This window comes from Serratia sp. CY52157, from assembly GCF_052168495.1.
Lineage (GTDB): Bacteria > Pseudomonadota > Gammaproteobacteria > Enterobacterales > Enterobacteriaceae > Serratia > Serratia ureilytica.
Genome location: NZ_JBJNMO010000002.1, coordinates 500,054 through 516,489, shown reverse-complemented (window position 1 = coordinate 516,489; position 16,436 = coordinate 500,054). Strand labels below are relative to the sequence as shown.

17 protein-coding genes are annotated in these 16,436 nt (G+C 61.8%); 11 read left to right on the top strand and 6 right to left on the bottom strand.

All coding sequences use genetic code 11. The annotated features are described in order from the left end of the window. Positions 1 to 75 precede the first annotated feature (75 nt). Complete coding sequence (locus tag ACJ8IP_RS12215; RefSeq protein WP_108680312.1) at positions 76 to 996, bottom strand: LysR substrate-binding domain-containing protein; 921 nt, start codon at positions 994 to 996, stop codon at positions 76 to 78. Between the two features lie 118 nt (positions 997 to 1,114). Here ACJ8IP_RS12215 and ACJ8IP_RS12210 point away from each other — a divergent pair, with 118 nt between their 5' ends. Together ACJ8IP_RS12210 and ACJ8IP_RS12205 are read left to right on the top strand one after the other, a co-directional pair. Further along, positions 1,115 to 2,269 (top strand): pyridoxal phosphate-dependent aminotransferase, encoded by a 1,155-nt coding sequence (locus ACJ8IP_RS12210; protein ID WP_108680311.1) that lies wholly within the window; start codon positions 1,115 to 1,117, stop codon positions 2,267 to 2,269. A gap of 34 nt (positions 2,270 to 2,303) precedes the next feature. Beyond that, the gene (locus ACJ8IP_RS12205) at positions 2,304 to 3,083 is read left to right on the top strand and encodes an ABC transporter substrate-binding protein (protein ID WP_033633826.1); all 780 of its coding nucleotides are present in this window, start codon (positions 2,304 to 2,306) and stop codon (positions 3,081 to 3,083) included. A 34-nt stretch (positions 3,084 to 3,117) separates the two neighbouring features. Here the strand turns inward: ACJ8IP_RS12205 and ddlA are convergent, their stop codons facing one another. Then, positions 3,118 to 4,221, bottom strand: coding sequence for a D-alanine--D-alanine ligase (gene ddlA / locus ACJ8IP_RS12200; RefSeq protein WP_015377061.1), 1,104 nt, complete (start codon positions 4,219 to 4,221; stop codon positions 3,118 to 3,120). A gap of 168 nt (positions 4,222 to 4,389) precedes the next feature. Here ddlA and ACJ8IP_RS12195 point away from each other — a divergent pair, with 168 nt between their 5' ends. The 5 genes from ACJ8IP_RS12195 (at position 4,390) to ACJ8IP_RS12175 (ending at position 9,389) form a co-directional block, all read left to right on the top strand. Beyond that, positions 4,390 to 4,593 carry a ParD-like family protein gene (locus tag ACJ8IP_RS12195; RefSeq protein WP_006324220.1) on the top strand — a complete coding sequence of 68 codons (204 nt, stop codon included), beginning with the start codon at positions 4,390 to 4,392 and terminating at the stop codon, positions 4,591 to 4,593. Beyond that, complete coding sequence (gene map, locus ACJ8IP_RS12190; protein WP_033642282.1) at positions 4,590 to 5,384, top strand: type I methionyl aminopeptidase; 795 nt, start codon at positions 4,590 to 4,592, stop codon at positions 5,382 to 5,384. Before ACJ8IP_RS12195 ends, map begins: the two co-directional genes overlap by 4 nt. Before the next feature lie 126 nt (positions 5,385 to 5,510). Beyond that, entirely contained in the window at positions 5,511 to 7,217 is a 1,707-nt protein-coding gene (gene dld / locus ACJ8IP_RS12185) for a D-lactate dehydrogenase (RefSeq protein WP_033652392.1), read from the top strand. 217 nt (positions 7,218 to 7,434) lie between these two features. Further along, a complete protein-coding gene (locus ACJ8IP_RS12180) occupies positions 7,435 to 7,860 on the top strand; it encodes a PAS domain-containing protein (RefSeq protein ID WP_023447580.1) in 426 nt (141 codons plus the stop codon). 5 nt (positions 7,861 to 7,865) lie between these two features. Then, positions 7,866 to 9,389 carry a flavodoxin domain-containing protein gene (locus ACJ8IP_RS12175; RefSeq protein WP_164107159.1) on the top strand — a complete coding sequence of 508 codons (1,524 nt, stop codon included), beginning with the start codon at positions 7,866 to 7,868 and terminating at the stop codon, positions 9,387 to 9,389. 13 nt (positions 9,390 to 9,402) lie between these two features. On the opposite strand, the gene ACJ8IP_RS12170 is transcribed toward ACJ8IP_RS12175, so the two are convergent. From ACJ8IP_RS12170 to ACJ8IP_RS12160, 3 genes are read right to left on the bottom strand one after another with little or no spacing between them, the layout of a single operon-like run. Next, positions 9,403 to 10,410 carry a FecCD family ABC transporter permease gene (locus ACJ8IP_RS12170; RefSeq protein WP_147837735.1) on the bottom strand — a complete coding sequence of 336 codons (1,008 nt, stop codon included), beginning with the start codon at positions 10,408 to 10,410 and terminating at the stop codon, positions 9,403 to 9,405. Then, the gene (locus tag ACJ8IP_RS12165; protein ID WP_042783910.1) at positions 10,407 to 11,363 is read right to left on the bottom strand and encodes an ABC transporter substrate-binding protein; all 957 of its coding nucleotides are present in this window, start codon (positions 11,361 to 11,363) and stop codon (positions 10,407 to 10,409) included. Before ACJ8IP_RS12165 ends, ACJ8IP_RS12170 begins: the two co-directional genes overlap by 4 nt. Positions 11,364 to 11,379: 16 nt before the next feature. Continuing rightward, positions 11,380 to 12,162 carry an ABC transporter ATP-binding protein gene (locus ACJ8IP_RS12160; RefSeq protein ID WP_232095495.1) on the bottom strand — a complete coding sequence of 261 codons (783 nt, stop codon included), beginning with the start codon at positions 12,160 to 12,162 and terminating at the stop codon, positions 11,380 to 11,382. Positions 12,163 to 12,708: 546 nt separating this feature from the next. Between ACJ8IP_RS12160 and ACJ8IP_RS12155 the strand changes: the two genes are divergently transcribed. Further along, the gene (locus tag ACJ8IP_RS12155) at positions 12,709 to 13,560 is read left to right on the top strand and encodes a DMT family transporter (protein WP_442524405.1); all 852 of its coding nucleotides are present in this window, start codon (positions 12,709 to 12,711) and stop codon (positions 13,558 to 13,560) included. Positions 13,561 to 13,622: 62 nt separating this feature from the next. Here the strand turns inward: ACJ8IP_RS12155 and ACJ8IP_RS12150 are convergent, their stop codons facing one another. Further along, complete coding sequence (locus tag ACJ8IP_RS12150) at positions 13,623 to 14,213, bottom strand: Yip1 family protein (RefSeq protein ID WP_019453944.1); 591 nt, start codon at positions 14,211 to 14,213, stop codon at positions 13,623 to 13,625. Positions 14,214 to 14,417: 204 nt separating this feature from the next. Here ACJ8IP_RS12150 and ACJ8IP_RS12145 point away from each other — a divergent pair, with 204 nt between their 5' ends. The 3 genes from ACJ8IP_RS12145 (at position 14,418) to ACJ8IP_RS12135 (ending at position 16,383) form a co-directional block, all read left to right on the top strand. Then, positions 14,418 to 14,885: an acyltransferase gene (locus ACJ8IP_RS12145; protein ID WP_069100124.1), complete on the top strand. Its 468-nt coding sequence runs from the start codon at positions 14,418 to 14,420 to the stop codon at positions 14,883 to 14,885. Next, positions 14,885 to 15,427, top strand: a complete 543-nt coding sequence (locus ACJ8IP_RS12140) for a GNAT family N-acetyltransferase (protein WP_033652386.1) — start codon at positions 14,885 to 14,887, stop codon at positions 15,425 to 15,427. The genes ACJ8IP_RS12145 and ACJ8IP_RS12140 overlap by 1 nt, the downstream gene beginning before the upstream one ends. 104 nt (positions 15,428 to 15,531) lie before the next feature. Next, a complete protein-coding gene (locus ACJ8IP_RS12135) occupies positions 15,532 to 16,383 on the top strand; it encodes a DUF1460 domain-containing protein (RefSeq protein WP_033642273.1) in 852 nt (283 codons plus the stop codon). The last annotated feature ends 53 nt before the right edge of the window (positions 16,384 to 16,436 follow it).

Below are 16,436 nucleotides of genomic sequence, written 5' to 3'. Positions count from 1 at the left end.
GCGGAGTTTAATCGGAGTGAAGAAACAGTTTGCCACACTCTGTTTCATCGCCAAGGGAATTCGCATCGCTAATGTTTACAAAGCATTACAGGTTATCGGCAGGTAATTCTGCAGCCGGGCGCGGCTGTCGGCGGCCTCCGCCGCCAGAAAATCGACCAGCGCGGTTAACGTCGGCGGCGCCACCGTGCGTTCAGGATAGACCAAATAATAGGCCGCGCCGCTGCTGACGCAGAGCGGGAACGGCGTTACGACGCGCTGCGCCTGAATATCCTCCTCCAGCAGGCACAGATCGCCGATGGCGATGCCAAACCCTTGCAGCGCCGCGCTCATCGCCAGATCGAGGGTATCGAAATGCTGGGCCTTGCCGGACGGCAACGCATCGGCGCCCGCCGCCTTCAGCCAGCGCAGCCAGTCGCGCCGATCGCGCGTCGGGTGCAGCAGGGTTTTGTCCGTCAAGTCCGTCAACCGGGCTGCCGGCGGCAGGAACGTCGGCGTGCAGACCGGCGTGAGGATTTCGTCGAACAGCAAGTGCGCGGTCAGCTTTTTACCCGGCGGCCGGCCGAATACCACCGCGGCGTCAAACTGCTCGGTACTGAAATCCAGGCCGTGCGACACCGAGGCGGTCAGCTCGATATGCATGTCCGGCCGTTCATTTTGCAGGCGAATGATGCGCGGCAGCACCCAGCGCATGGCGCAGGTCGGGCATTTGATGCGCAGCGCCCCCGGCGGAGCGGCGGCCCGCGTCAGGGCTTCATCCAACTGCCCCAGCGCTTGCTGTACCGGCGCCAGCAGCTGCGCGCCCTGCGGCGTCAGCGCCAAACCGCGCGCCTGACGGCTGAACAGCGGATAGCCCAGACGCTGTTCCAGCCCGAGAATTTGCCGGCTGACCGCCCCCTGCGTCAGGTGCAGCTGCCGGGCGGCATGGGTAAAGTTGAGGCGTTGCGCCACCACCACAAAGGTTTTCAATACGTCGAGCGACGGCAGGGATATCGGCATAGCGTGCCTCGATTAGGTATGATCGTAGTGCATGGCAAGTATGACAAACTTTCCCTTGTCCGCCTACGCCGCCTGATGCTTAATCGCTCAACACTTCCCTGTTTGCCTGGAGCCCATCATGCAGAGCGCCTGCTCATCCCGCTCGAAGCTGCCGGACGTCGGCACCACCATCTTCACCGTTATTGGCCAACTCAGCGCCGAACATCAGGCCCTCAACCTGTCGCAGGGCGCGCCCAACTTCGCAGGTGACCCGCAGCTGATCGAGGCAACGGCGCAAGCCATGCGCGCAGGTCATAACCAATACGCGCCGATGAGCGGCGTGGCGGCGTTACGTGCTGCTCTGGCGGAAAAAGCTGAACGATTGTATGGCGCGCACTATGACGCCGACGAAGAAATCACGGTGATCGCCAGCGCCAGCGAAGGGCTGTACTCGGCGATCAGCGCGCTGGTGCATCCCGGCGACGAGGTGATCTATTTCGAACCGGCGTTCGACAGCTATGCGCCGATCGTGCGCCTGCAGGGCGCCACGCCGGTGGCGATCAAACTGTCGCTGCAGGACTTTCGCGTCGACTGGGACGAAGTGGCCGCCGCCATCAACGGCAAAACGCGCATGATCATCGTCAACACGCCGCACAACCCGACCGGCGCGGTGTTCGACGCGCAGGATATCGACCGCCTGGCCGCCCTGACCCGCGACACCGACATCGTGATCCTGTCCGACGAGGTCTACGAGCACGTGGTGTTCGACGGCGATATTCACCACAGCATGGCGCGCTACCCGCAGTTGGCGGAACGCAGCGTGATCGTGTCGTCGTTCGGTAAAACCTACCACGTCACCGGCTGGCGCGTCGGCTATTGCCTGGCGCCGGCGGCGTTGATGGACGAGATCCGCAAGGTGCACCAGTTCATGGTGTTCTCCGCCGATACGCCAATGCAGCACGCCTTCGCCGCCGCGCTCGCCAACCCGCAGAGTTACCTGGGGCTGGCGGCGTTTTACCAACAAAAGCGCGATCTGCTGGCCAGCGCCCTGCAGGATTCGCGCTTTGAGCTGCTGCCCAGCCGCGGCAGCTTCTTCATGCTGGCCCGTTTTAGCGGCTTCAGTCACGAAAGCGACAATGATTTCGCCGTGCGCTTGATCCGCGAAGCGAAGGTGGCGACGATCCCGCTGTCGGCGTTCTACAGCGACGGCACCGATACCGGCCTTATTCGGCTGAGTTTTTCCAAAGATAACGAGACCCTGCTGGAAGGCGCGCGCCGCCTGAGCCAGGTGTAATTTTTTGTCCGACCATGGGAAAGGGGCACTGCCTATGAAAGCTTTGAAAACGCTGTTCGCCGCCGGATGCCTGCTGGCCGCCGGCTCTTCTTTGGCGGCGGAAAACAGCCTGCGCTTCGGTCTGGAAGCGCTGTATCCGCCGTTCGAATCCAAATCCGCCAGCGGCAAACTGGAAGGGTTCGACATTGAACTGGGCGACGCGGTGTGCGCCGCCGCGCAGTTGCAATGCAGCTGGGTGGAAACCTCGTTCGACAGCCTGATCCCGGCGCTGCAGGCGCGCAAGTTCGACGCCATCAACTCGGCGATGAACGTGACCGAACAGCGGCGCCAGGCGATCGCCTTTACCGACGCCATCTATCAAGTGCCGAACCGCCTGATCGCCAAGGCCGACAGCGGCCTGCTGCCGGACGCCAAAGCGCTGGCGGGCAAACACGTGGGCGTGCTGCAAGGCTCAATTCAGGAGATTTACGCCAAAACCCATTGGGCGCCGGCGGGCGTGGATGTGGTGTCTTACCAGGATCAGAATCAGGTGTATCTCGATCTGGCGGCCGGTCGGCTCGACGCCACGCTGGTGATGGCGCCCTCGGGGCAAAGCGGCTTCCTGTCACAGCCGGACGGCAAAGGCTTCGCCTTCGTCGGCGAGGCGGTGCGCGACGACAAGATCCTCGGTGAAGGCATCGCCTTCGGCCTGCGTAAAGGGGATGAGGCGCTGAAGAAGAAACTGGATGCCGCCATCGCCAAAGTGAAACAACAAGGCACGGTGACGGCGCTGTCGAAGAAGTATTTCGGCGATATCGACGTGACGGTGAAGTGATGGACGGGGGCGGCACCGCCGCCCCCTGCCGCGTTTAGCGATCGAACACCGAACTGTTCAGCGCGCGATCCTGCTGGTGGCGCTCCAGCGCCAATTCGATCAGGCGCGTGATCAGCGCCTGGTAGCTGACGCCGCTGGCGGCCCACAGCTTGGGATACATGCTGATGTTGGTGAAGCCCGGCAGCGTGTTGATCTCGTTGATCACCACCTGGTTATCCGGCGTCAGGAACACATCCACCCGCGCCAACCCGAAGCACTCCAGCGCGCGGAACGCCTTCAGCGCCACCTCACGGATGTGGTCGCTCACTTCCGGCGCGATCGCCGCCGGCACCACCACCTGAGCGCCCTGCTCATTGATGTATTTGGTGTCGTAGGAGTAGAAAGCGTCGCTCAGCACGATCTCGCCGCACACGCTGGCCTGCGGATCGTCGTTCCCCAGCACCGCGCACTCGATCTCGCGGCCGACGATCGCCGACTCCACCAGCACTTTGTGATCGAAGCTGAAGGCCAGTGCCACCGCCGCGTCAAACTCGGCGCGGTTCTCCACCTTGCTGACCCCGACCGACGAGCCCTGGTTGGCCGGCTTGACGAACAGCGGCAGGCCGAGGCGCTCGCTCAGTTGCTCAAACGTGAACCCGGCGCGGTTGGCGCGCGTCAGGGTGACGAACGGCGCCACCGCCAGCCCGGCGTCGCGCAGCAGGCGTTTGGTCACGTCTTTATCCATGCTGACCGCCGAGCCGAGCACGCCGGCGCCGACGAACGGCATATTGGCCATGCGCAGCAGCCCCTGCAGCGAGCCGTCTTCCCCCAGCGTGCCGTGCACGATCGGGAAGATGACGTCGAGCTGGCCCAGCGCGCCGGCGCTGCCCGCTTCGATCAGCTGCTGTTTTTCCTGGCCCGGGATCAGCGCCACGTTCTTGTTCGAGCGGTTCAGCGCGATCAGCGCCGGGTTCTCGGCGTTGAGCAGGTAGTTGGAGGCGTCGTTGATGTGCCACTGCCCCTGTTTGTCGATCCCCAGCAGCGTGACGTCAAACTTCTCTTTGTCGATTGCATCCACAATGTTTTTGGCCGACTGCAGCGACACCTCATGCTCCGCCGATTTACCGCCAAAAATCACCCCAACACGTAGTTTAGTCACGCCTTAAATCCTTCTGAAAAATCATGGCAAAAAAGTCGTTCATCACAATAAACGCATTGCCTGGCGGCGGCAATCGTTGTTGCCAGAATCTTCTTACGCCACAGAATGCCACATCGCGACCATCCAAAGCGTATACACTTCGTATATCGTTCATTTATGGAGACGCCGATGGGCATCGTAAAAATTTCGGACGCGCTGCATGACGATCTGCGCCTCGCCAGCCTGACCATGACGCGTTCGATCAACGCGCAGGCCGAGTACTGGATCAAGATCGGCATGCTGGCGGAGTTCCATCCGGAACTGACCTACCCGCAACTGGTAAAAAAAATGATGAAAGATAATGCGCTGACGCTGAAGGAGATTGTCGGGTGAAACAGATTGTGATTAAAACGCCGGAAGAGATTGCCAAAATGCGCCATTCCGGCGCTCTGCTGGCTAAAGTGTTTGCTATGCTCGATGAGGTCATCGTCGAAGGCATCTCCACCATGGAGATTAACGACCGCGCCGAGGCGTTTATCGTCGAAGAACTGAAGTCGCGCCCGGCCAGCAAGGGGCAGTATGATTTCCCCTATGTGCTCAACACCTCCGTAGACGACGTGGTGTGCCACGGGGTGCCGTCGGCCAGCAAAATCCTGCGTTCCGGCATGATTGTCAACGTGGACATCACGCTGGAAAACGGCGGCTACATCGCCGACTCCAGCAAGATGTACTGCATCGGCCAGGTGACGCCGCTGGCTAAACGGCTGGTGAACAACGTCTATGAATCGATGTGGCAGGGCATTCGCGCGGTGAAACCGGGCGCGACCCTGGGGGATATCGGCCACGCCATCCAGCGCCACGCCGAGCAGGCCGGCTACAGCATCGTGCGGGAGTATTGCGGCCACGGCATCGGCCGCGACATGCACGAAGAGCCGGCGGTGCTGCACTACGGCCAACCCGGCAGCGGCATGGCGCTGCAGGAAGGCATGGTGTTCACCATCGAGCCGATGATCAATCAGGGTGACCGCCGCATCAAGCAGAAGAAAGACGGCTGGACGGTGGTGACGCGCGACAAAAAACTGTCGGCGCAGTGGGAACACACCGTAGCGGTCACCGCCGACGGCGTGGAAATCCTGACGCTGCGCGACGAAGAGCGTCGGGCCGGTTACGCCGAACGCTACTAAATCCGCAAGCCATTAGCTTAATAAGCTAATGGCTTGATAAGTTATTTAATTGATAGCCTCTTAGCTGACTACGCGGCACTCCGGCGCCGCGGTTAAAGCGACGGGGATGACAGGGAGACAGGCAGCATGCAGTCAGGCAATCAGGCGTTTCTCAACCAGCTTAAGGACATCGTCGGCGGCCCGCAGTTGTTGACCGGCGATCGCAACACCGAACGGTATCGCAAAGGGTTCCGCTCCGGCGAAGGCCAGGCGCTGGCGGTGGTGTTTCCCACTAGCCTGCTGCAGCTGTGGCGCATTCTGCAGGCCTGCGTGGCCGCCGATAAAATCGTCATCATGCAGGCCGCCAACACCGGCCTGACCGAGGGCTCAACCCCCAGCGGCAACGACTATGATCGCGATATCGTCATCGTCAGCACCCTGCGCCTCGACCATATTCAGGTGCTGGACAACGGCAAGCAGGTGGTCGGCTTCCCCGGCAGCACCCTGCACCACCTCGAGAAATTGCTCAAGCCCTACGGCCGTGAACCGCATTCGGTGATCGGCTCTTCCTGCATCGGCGCCTCTGTTATCGGCGGCGTGTGCAACAACTCCGGCGGCTCGCTGGTGAAACGCGGCCCGGCCTATACCGAAATGGCGCTGTACGCCCAGTTAGGGGAAGACGGCCAGCTGCGCCTGGTGAACCATCTGGGCATCCGGCTTGGCGACACGCCGGAAGAGATCCTCACCCGGCTGGAAAAAGGCGACTATCGCCCGAGCGACGTCGAATACGGCGAGCTGCGCGCCTCGGATAACGAGTACGCCAGCCGGGTGCGCGACGTCGACGCCGACACCCCTTCCCGCTTCAACGCCGACAAACGCCGCCTGTACGAAGCCTCCGGCTGCGCCGGCAAACTGGCGGTGTTCGCGGTGCGGCTCGACACCTTCGAGAAAGAGGGCAAAGAGCAGGTGTTCTATATCGGCACCAACGACACCGCGGTGCTGACCGAACTGCGCCGCCACATGCTGAGCCAGTTCGAAAACCTGCCGGTGGCCGGTGAATACATGCACCGCGATATCTTCGACATCGCCGAGGTGTACGGCAAAGACACCTTCATGATGATCGACAAGCTCGGCACCGATCAGATGCCGCGCTTCTTCACCCTGAAGGGCCGAATGGACGCCAGCCTCAACAAGCTGCCGCTGCTGCCGCACAACCTGACCGATCGGCTGATGCAGGGCCTGAGCCATCTGGCGCCGAGCCACCTGCCGAAACGCATGAAGGAATACCGCGAACGTTTCGAACACCATCTGCTGCTGAAGATGGCCGGCCCCGGCGTGGAAGAGGCCCAGCGCTACCTGACCGACTATTTCGCCCAGGCCGAAGGTGCCTTCTTCGCCTGCACGCCTGACGAGGGCAAAAAGGCTTTCCTGCACCGCTTCGCCGCCGCCGGCGCCGCCGTGCGCTACCACGCGGTGCACGCCGACAAGGTGGAGGATATTCTGGCGCTGGACATCGCCCTGCGCCGCAACGACACCGACTGGTTCGAAACGCTGCCGCCGGAAATCGACAGTCAGTTGGTGCATAAGCTGTATTACGGCCACTTTATGTGCCACGTCTTCCACCAGGACTACGTGGTGAAAAAAGGCGTGGACAGCCATGCACTGAAAGAAAAGATGCTCGAGATCCTCAACCGGCGCGGCGCCGAGTACCCGGCGGAGCATAACGTCGGCCACCTGTACCACGCCAAACCGGATCTGCAAGCGTTCTACCGCACCGCCGATCCGACCAACAGCTTCAACCCCGGCATCGGCAAAACCAGCAAACGCAAAGGCTGGGCCGAAGCCCCCCGCTAAACGCCGCACGATTGGCCCGCCGCCCACCCGGCGCGGGCCTCACCGCCCCTGCCCGCCTCGTCGAGATCTTTGCGCCCATAAAGATGCATTCTTATTGCAACTTATAAAATTCCCGATTACCATTCATCGCAAATGAGAATTAATTACAAAGCTGTCGTGACGGATACATGACATCCGCCGTGGCATTCACCGCGAACTTAATGAGAAGGAACCTACCATGAGTCAGACCCTCGATTCCGCCCAGCTGTTGGCCGCGCTCGATAAAGTGATGGTGATCTCCACCACCGATCTGCAGGGCACCATCACCTACGTCAACGACCTGTTCTGCCAACTGACCGGCTTTTCCCGGGAAGAGCTGGTGGGCCAGCCCCACAGCATCGTGCGTCACCCTTCCGTGCCGAAAGCCGTTTACAAAGCAATGTGGGACACCATCAAGGCGGGCGGCATCTGGACCGGCATCATCCCGAACGTCGGCAAGGGCGGCGTGCTGTACGTGGTCGACACCACGGTGCAACCGCTGTATGACGCCCAAGGCAATATCGAGGCTTATATCAGCATCCGCCGCGTAATTAACGATCTGATGACCGACTTCGAATCGGTGGAATTCGCCAAAGAACAGTTCGACAACCACTACGACAAGTAACCGCTATGGCCGACATCATCGAACGCATCCTGATTGGTTACGGTTCGGAGTCGGGCAACGCCCGGGCGCTGGCGATGCGTCTGGGCGAGCAAAGCAGCCTGCAACCCTACCGCCCCGTCGTTAAAGAACTCAACGCCATCCAGCCTACCGATGTGGGCGAATGCGACGCCCTGTTGATTGTCTCGAGCTCATTTGGCGACGGTGAACCGCCCGCCAACGCCGAACGTTTTCCCGACGCGCTGGCGCAATGGCCGGATCGCCACCGGTTGCGCTATGCCATCTTCGGTCTCGGCGACACCGCTTACCCGCATTTCTGCGGGTTTACCCAGGCGCTGGATGCGCGCCTGACGCAATACGGCGCCCGTGCCATCATCAATCGCGTTGACGCCGACGTTAACGTCGAACGGTTCTTCACCACTTGGCTAACGACGCTGGATAAGGTGCTGGCCGGCGATGCCCAGGCGGGCCGCGATTTGCATCTGCGCGTGACCGCCTACGGTGAAGACCATGCGTTCAACGCCGCCCTCCTCGAACGGCGGCCGCTTAGCGCACGCACGCCGCAAGCCTGGCATCTGCGGCTGAATATCGCCGGCAGCGGCATCGTTTACCGGGCAGGGGATACCGTCTATCTGTTGCCGGAGAACGACGAAGGATTATTGATCCGGCTGGCAGAGTGGCTCGGCAGGCCGGAGGCCATCGACGCGCTGCGGCGCCGGGAGCTGCGCCAGATCAGCAAAACGACGCTGCGCGAACTGGCGCAGTTGGCCGACAGCGAAGAGCTCAAAAGCCTGCTCAAGATCCGTCAGCGCAAATCCCTGGAGAGTTATCTGTACGGCGCCGATCTGCTGGACGTGCTGCACGATTTTTGCCCGCCGCACGCGATCACGCTGGAGAACCTGTTGGCGCTGCTGCCCATTTGCCTGCCGCGCGCCTACTCCATCGCTTCGGCAACGCGGGAAGAGAGCCTTGATCTGTGCGTGCGCGACGTGCGTTATGAACGCGGCGGCCGCACGCGGCGCGGCACGGCGACCGGCTGGCTGCTCAAGCACCCCGGCCCTTTCCGCCTCTTCTGCCGCGCCAACCCCGGCTTTTACCTGCCGCGCGACACCGCCTTGCCGGTGCTGCTTATCGGTACCGGTACCGGCATCGCACCGTTGATTGGCTTACTGCGCGAAATGGCCGCCCAAGGCGAACGGCGTGAAACCGTCCTGATCTTCGGTGAGAAAAGGCGCGATGAAGACTTCCTGTATGGCGAGGAGTTGGTCACGCTGAACGCGACGGGCGTACTCACACGGCTCATCACGGCATTCTCGCGCGACGCCGCCGACAAGTATTACGTGCAACACGCCATCGACGATCACGCCGATGCCGTCAGCGGCCTGCTGCAACGGGGCGCGCATGTCTACCTGTGCGGCAATCGTCAGTATCTGGAACATGCCGTGGCGACGGCGCTGGAGCAAGCCTGCGGGGCGGAAAACCTGTGGCAGACGCTGATTGAACAGCAGCGGCTGCACCTGGAACTCTATTGAGACAGGGCGGCGTTCACCGCTCCGCGCGCAGCAGCAAGGAGACGATGAACGCGCCCCCCAGCCCCGCCGTAATGATGCCGATGGGCAGCTCCTGATTGGGGATCAGGCTGCGGCTGAGCATGTCGCCGCCGGTCAGCAGCATCGCCCCCAGCAGGCCGCACATCGGCACGGACAAGCGGTGGCGCACGCCCACCAGGCGCCGGGCCAGATAAGGCACCATCAGCCCGACAAAACCGATCACGCCCGTCAGCGAAACGAGAAACGCTGTAGACAATGCGCAGCACAGAAAGGTCTCGGTGCGCAGGCGCGCCACGTTGACGCCCATCGAATGGGCGGTTTGCTCACCCGCCAGCAGCGCGTCCAGCGCCCGCCAACGCAGCGCCGTAAACCCGGCCAGCAGCGCGAAACTTACCAGCGGAATGAACAGATTATCCCAACGCGCCAACCCCAAGCCGCCCAGCGACCAGAACAACACTGAACCGGCCGCCCGCTGATCGCCGGAAAAAACCAGATAGCTGGTGAGCGCGCTGAACAAAAATGAGACCGCCAGGCCGCAGACGATAAGCTGCTCGGCGCGCCTGACCCGGCTGACGCGAAACAGGATCATCACCGCCAACGCGGACAGAATGCCGCCGACGAAAGCGGACAGCGGCAACGTCAGCGCCCCCAGCGCATCGCCGAAGCGCGTGATGACCAGCACCGCGCCGGCGGCGGCGCCGGAGGAGAGCCCAAACAAAAAAGGATCGGCCAGCTCATTGCGGGTGGTGGTCTGCAGCAGCGCGCCGGTCATCGCCAGCCCGGCGCCGGTCAACGCCGCCAACAAGGCCCGAGGCACGCGCAGTTGCACGACGATAGTGTCCAGCATGCCGGAAAGCGGCGCCGAACCTATCCCTAACGCCGCCAACGCCTGCCGCCATGACAGCGCGACGCTGCCCAATTGCAGGCTCCAGACCATTAATCCGCACAACGTCAACATCGCCAGCGGCGCGAGCACCATAAACCGCCGTGTCAGCGAGTTCATTCAGCCTCCGGCGCGTACAGCGCCCGCGCCAGCTTTTCCACCGCACCGATATTGGCCGGCCCCGGCGTCAGCTCCGCATACTGCAGTTTCAGATAACGATGGTGCCGTACCGCAGGCGTCAACTTCATCAACGGATGAGACTCGAGGAAACGCCGCAGCGCCTCGGCGCCTGACCCGGTCTGGTAATCCAGCAGAATGATGAAGTCGGGTTCCGCCGCCGCCACCGCCTCCCAGGATGCCGTCGTCCAGCTCGCCGCCAAACCGTCCATCACGTTGCGGCCGCCCGCCGCTTCGACAATCGCCGTCGGCATGGCGTATTTACCGCTGGTAAAAGGCTTCTCTTCTCCCGAGTCATACACGAACACCTTGAGCGGCGCCTGACCCGCCGGTCTGGCGGGCAGCGCGGCTAACCGGCGGCGCCAGCCCTCAACCAGCGCGGCGGCCTCTCGCTGCTTACCGAAAATCTTGCCGAGCTTCAGCTCATCGTCATACAGCAGGTTCATATCGGCCTTCTGCGGCCGGCCGCCGGCCTGTACGCAGCTCTCGCTCAGCACCAGCGTTTTGATGCCGAACGGCGCGAGCGTCTCCGGCGTGACGTCGCCGCCGATCTTCATGCCGTAATTCCAGCCGGCGAAGAAAAAGTCCGGCTGCGCCGCCAGCAACGTTTCCAGAGCGGGATACTTCGGCGCCAGTTCGGGAATGGCGCCCATCGCCGCCTTGAAATCAGGCGTCAATTTGTACCAGCCGGTGATGCCGGTCAGCCCGACGATCCGATCCTGCAGATGAAGCGCAAAGGCCATCTCGGCCATATTGATGTCGTTGATGACGGCGCGCTGCGGCGCCTGATTGAAGGTGATCGGCTTCCCGCAGCTTTCTACGGTGACGGGAAATTTTTCGGCCGCTGCCGCTCCGCCGGCCAACAGCAGGAGCAAGGGGAATACGCGTATGTTCATGTTTCTCTCTGGTTTATCAAGCGCAATGGGGAACTTCAAAAATACGCAGCGTTTTCCCGCTGACGGGATGCGCCACGCTGAAACTGTGCATGCCGAACACCGGCAGAATTACCGGGGTTTGCAACACCGCCGCGGGCGAGCCGCAGGCCACCTGGCGGCTTTCGTTGAGCACTAGGATCCGATCGGCGAACGCCTCCGCCACGGGCAGGTCATGCAGCACCGCAATCACGGCGATGGCTTTATGTTTTACTAACGACAGCAGCGCCGAACGCCCGGGGGGATCGAGGTGATTGGTCGGCTCATCCAACAACAACAGGTCGGGAGACTGCGCCAACGCCCGGGCCAACGCAGCGCGTTGACGCTGGCCGCCCGAGAGCCGCCCCAACGGGTGGTGCCTGAGCGGCGCCAGACCGGTTTCCCCGATGATCTCGTCAACGATGCGTTTTCCCGCCGCGGGCCGTTCGCCATGCGGCAAACGCCCTAACGCCACATAGTCCTCCAGCGACAGCCGCAAATCCGGCAGATCGTTTTGCGCCAGAAAGGCGATGCTTCTGGCGCGTTCCGCCGCCGACAAGCCGGACAAAGCGCGCCCTCGCCAGTAAATCTCGCCGCTGTCCGGCCGCGTTTCGCCGATCAGCGTGCGCAACAGGCTGGATTTGCCGCTGCCGTTAGGGCCGATCACCGCCAGCTTCTCACCGGCGCGCAGCGTGAAATGGATGTTGTCGAGTATCGAGGCCCCGCCGTGGCCGGTCAGGCTAACCCCATCAACATGGAGGATGTCGTGAGCTGAATTCATCATGCATTAATTGTTATATTATAACATTTCAATATTTTTATCACGATTGCGCGCCCTCTGCAAAAACGAATCGTAAAGTCTCTTGCCGCACGCATGACGGGAAACGGCGGCGGGGAGCCTACCCCCTTGCGCTTCGCGCTGGCGTTAAAACTGCGTTTTTGCAGCAACATAGCACACCTTCAATTTAATGATAATGGTTTTCATTATCATTTACGCTTCTGTGATTTTCGGTTGCGCGCCCCGCTGAACTTGGCTATGTTTGAAGCGATTGGTTTCATTCACGGTTTTCAGGAACTCACATGACCTACCTGGCGCACAGCACAGATCCGACAAACGCGACCGTTCCGGCCGTCGTTTTGCTGTGTGCTTCCTCCGCTCCACCCGCCGTTTTCTCTGTCGTTTCCGCGGTTGCCGCTTACCCGCCACGCATTGTGGTCGTGCGCTAAGCCACACCGACTTTTTACCTCCGGCTTATGTTGATTTGTTGCGTTCAGGCGTAGACCGCCGCGCGCGCCGGAGCCTGTAATTTTCACGACAGGTGAAATTGATATGCGATTACCTTCTCTCTGGGCCAATGCCGGCCTGGCTACGCTGTTCGTCCTGCTTTGGAGCAGCGGCGCGATCTTCTCCCGTTGGGGGTTGGAGCACGCCTCCGCCTTCGCTTTTCTGTTCTTCCGCTGCGCCATCGCGCTGGCGGTGCTGTTGGCCATCGGCCTGTGGCAGCGCCAGTGCCTGCCCGCCGCCGGCACCCGCCGGCGCGTAGCGTTGATCGGCGTGCTGATGATCGGCAGCTATCAGATCTGCTATCTGCTGGCCCTCGAACGGGGCATTACCCCCGGCGTGCTGGCCACGCTGCTTGGCGTACAGCCGATCCTGACCCAGTTCATTACCGAACGGCGCTGCGCCGGGCTGCGCGCGCTCGGGTTGGCGCTGGCGTTGGCGGGGCTGACGCTGGTGATGTACCAAAGCCTGATGGTGGCCCATTTCTCGCTGAGCGGCATGCTGTTCGCCTTTATCGCCTTGGGCTGCATGACCGCCGGCACCCTGCTGCAAAAGGGCATGACGCAGCCGCCGCTGGCGGTGTTTCCGCTGCAGTATGCCGTCGGGCTGTTGATGTGTGCGTTGGCGCTGCCGTTTGAGCCGCTGCGGGTCGAATGGAAGCCTGAGTTCGTGCTGCCGCTGCTGTGGATGGCGGTGGTGATCTCGGTGCTGGCGACGTTCTTGCTGTATCGGCTGATCCAGCGCGGCAACCTGGTGCAGGTGACCAGCCTGTTCTACCTGATCCCGGCGGTCACCGCCCTGCTGGATTATCTGCTGCTCGGCCACGCGCTGGCCGCGCTGAGCCTGCTGGGCATGGTGGGCATCGTGCTCGGCGTGATGCTGGTTTTCCGCCGCGCATAGCCTAAAAACAAAAGCCCCCGCGCCGTTCCACCGGCGCGGGGGCGATAACAACAACCGTTAACTCAGAACAACCAGGAACCGTACCCCCACAGCAGCACCGTCACCCCAAGCAGCAGCTCGAGCAACAGAATGCCGATGGCGAAGGTCGAGCTGGAGAAGATGAACCCTTCCTTACTGTCGATATTCAGGAAGTGCGGGATCCCCAGATTCAGCAGATAGCCCGAATAGCACAGGCCGATAATGCCGACAAACAGACACAGCCAGACGACCGGATAAAGCGCCACTACCCCGCTGAGGAACATCGGGGTCGCCACGTAGCCGGCGAACACCATGCAGCGGTGCAGGCTTGGGCGCGATTCATAACGCCGCGCCATCCAGTGAATGACTTTCCCCATGGCCGCTACGCCTGCCAGCATCAGCAGGTAGAACGCCACGGCGGTATAAAACGCGGTAAACATGTCGAGCCTGATGGCATGTCCCTCGCCGGAGAGCCAGCCCAACTGGGTGGTGCCGATAAAGGCGCAGACCACCGGGATTGCTGCCAAGAGCAACACGTGATGGGTGTATAGGTGCGAGACGCTTTCATTCTCGCTTTTGATCTGTTCGAACTCGGCGCTGGGATGCGCCAGAAGTCCCCAAACATGACTGACCATGAGACACCTCCTATCTCGCCGTAGGCCGCGATCGGCGAACGAATTTCACACCTCTGACGGACAGCTACCCGTGCGAGGATTGCGGCCACGGGGCTCTCTCCCCTGTACTAATTATAGTCTTTTGGCGAAAAAACGTGCGGAAAGCGAAAGGCGCGGCGCTTTGTCTTATACTCCCCCCATTAAACCCAGGCTGTGAGGAAGGTTATGTCATCCGCTATCATCACCCGCCAGGCGGGGATCGTCGACGTCGACGCCGGGCGCAACGTCACCGTGGTAGAACCCTGCAATCTTTACGGCTGCCGGCTCGGCGACGATGTCTTCGTCGGCCCGTTCGTCGAGATCCAGCGCCACGTCAGCATCGGCGCGCGCAGTAAAATTCAGTCGCACAGCTTTATCTGCGAATACGTTACCCTCGGCGAAGCGTGCTTTGTCGGCCACGGCGTCACCTTCGCCAACGATCTGTTCCGGGACGGCGCGCCCAACGCCGATCCGGCCAGCTGGGGGCGCACCTGCATCGGCGATCGGGTGTCCATCGGTTCCGGCGCCACGATCCTGGCGGTGACGATCTGTAGCGACGCGGTGATCGGCGCCGGGGCGGTCGTGACCCGCGACATCACCCGCAAGGGGATCTACGCCGGCAACCCGGCGCGTCTGCTGCGGGAGCTGCCGTAATGAACCCGGCCATCCGCATCGCGGCCATTGAGACGTTGCCCGACGATTATCTGGCCCGCGGCGATTTCAGCTTCACCATCGCCTGTTACGCCCTGCCGCAGTTCGACAGCCCGGTGGACAGCTGGCCAACCCGCCCGGTGGCGCCGTTTCGCAAACGCTATCCCCTGGCGCCGTTCGCCAACGAAGACAGCGTGACCTTCCTGGCTTATCGCCAGAACGACGCCGTTGGCCACATCACGCTGAGCAAAAACTGGAACGGCTACACCCTGATCGACGAGATCGCCGTCAGCGCTGACGCGCGCCGCCAGGGCATCGCCGGGGCGCTGCTGGACTGCGCCAAACAGTGGGCGCGGCAGCAGGAAACCTCAGGTATGATGCTCGAAACGCAGAACAACAACCTGGCGGCCTGCCGCTGCTACCAGCACTATGGGTTTATCCTCGGCGGCATCGATCGCTTGCTGTACCGCGCCGAACCGGAGATCGCCGATCACGAAATCGCGCTGTTCTGGTATTTGCCGTTCAATAGCGAAATCGGTTACTGATTTATCGATTGCCATTGAGGTTATGTTTACTTTTTAACCCCTACCATCGGATGAGAACTGTTATCACTTACTCTGATAAACCAGCGACACCCATGGAGGGCCGTATGAACAAGAACAAGGCTGTTTTACTGATGTTAGCTATCGCCATGAGCGGATGCGCCGATCGCCCCACCGCCGTCACTCCCGCAACGCCGCCGACCGACGCCGCCGTTTCACCGCCGAACCTGCAACCGCAGATGGATGACAGCACCCGCAGCAAGCTGCGTGAGATCCTCGCGCTACGCGCCGGTTGGCCCGCCGCGCAGCCGCATGGCCGCACCGTCGATTTGATTTCGCGCGAATTCCTCGGCACGCCCTATCTCGCCAACCGCCTGATCGGTTCGCAAAGCACGCCCGAGCAGTTGGTGATCGACTTCCGCGGGCTGGATTGCTTCACCTACATCGATTATGTCGAAGCGCTCAGCACCGCCCGCAGCGAAGCCGAGTTCGTTCAGCGCCTGGTGGACATCCGCTATGTCGACGGCAAAATCGCCTTCCCGCAGCGCAAACACTTCTTCACCGACTGGGCGCAGCGGCCGAAAAAAGTGGCCGAAGACATCACCGCCCAGCTCAGCCCGCACGCCGTCAGCCTGGTGAAAAACCTCAATCAGAAAGCCGACGGCGGCAGCTACCTGCCCGGCTTGCCCGTCGTGCAGCGCAGCGTGACCTACATTCCCAGCGACCGCGTCGACGACAAGGTGCTGGCCCAGCTGCGCACCGGCGACTACATCGGCATTTACACCAACCTCGCCGGGCTGGACGTGACCCATACCGGCATCTTCGTCATGACCGACAACGGCCCGGTGCTGCGCAACGCCTCATCGCGCAAGGCCAACATGCAGGTCGTCGATTCGCCCTTTATGGATTACGTGATGGCCACGCCGGGTATCGTGGTGCTGCGTTCGCTCAGCCGATAATCCCCCATCGCATAACGGCTATAAGCTATAGCCGTTTATGCTGAACGAGCGTT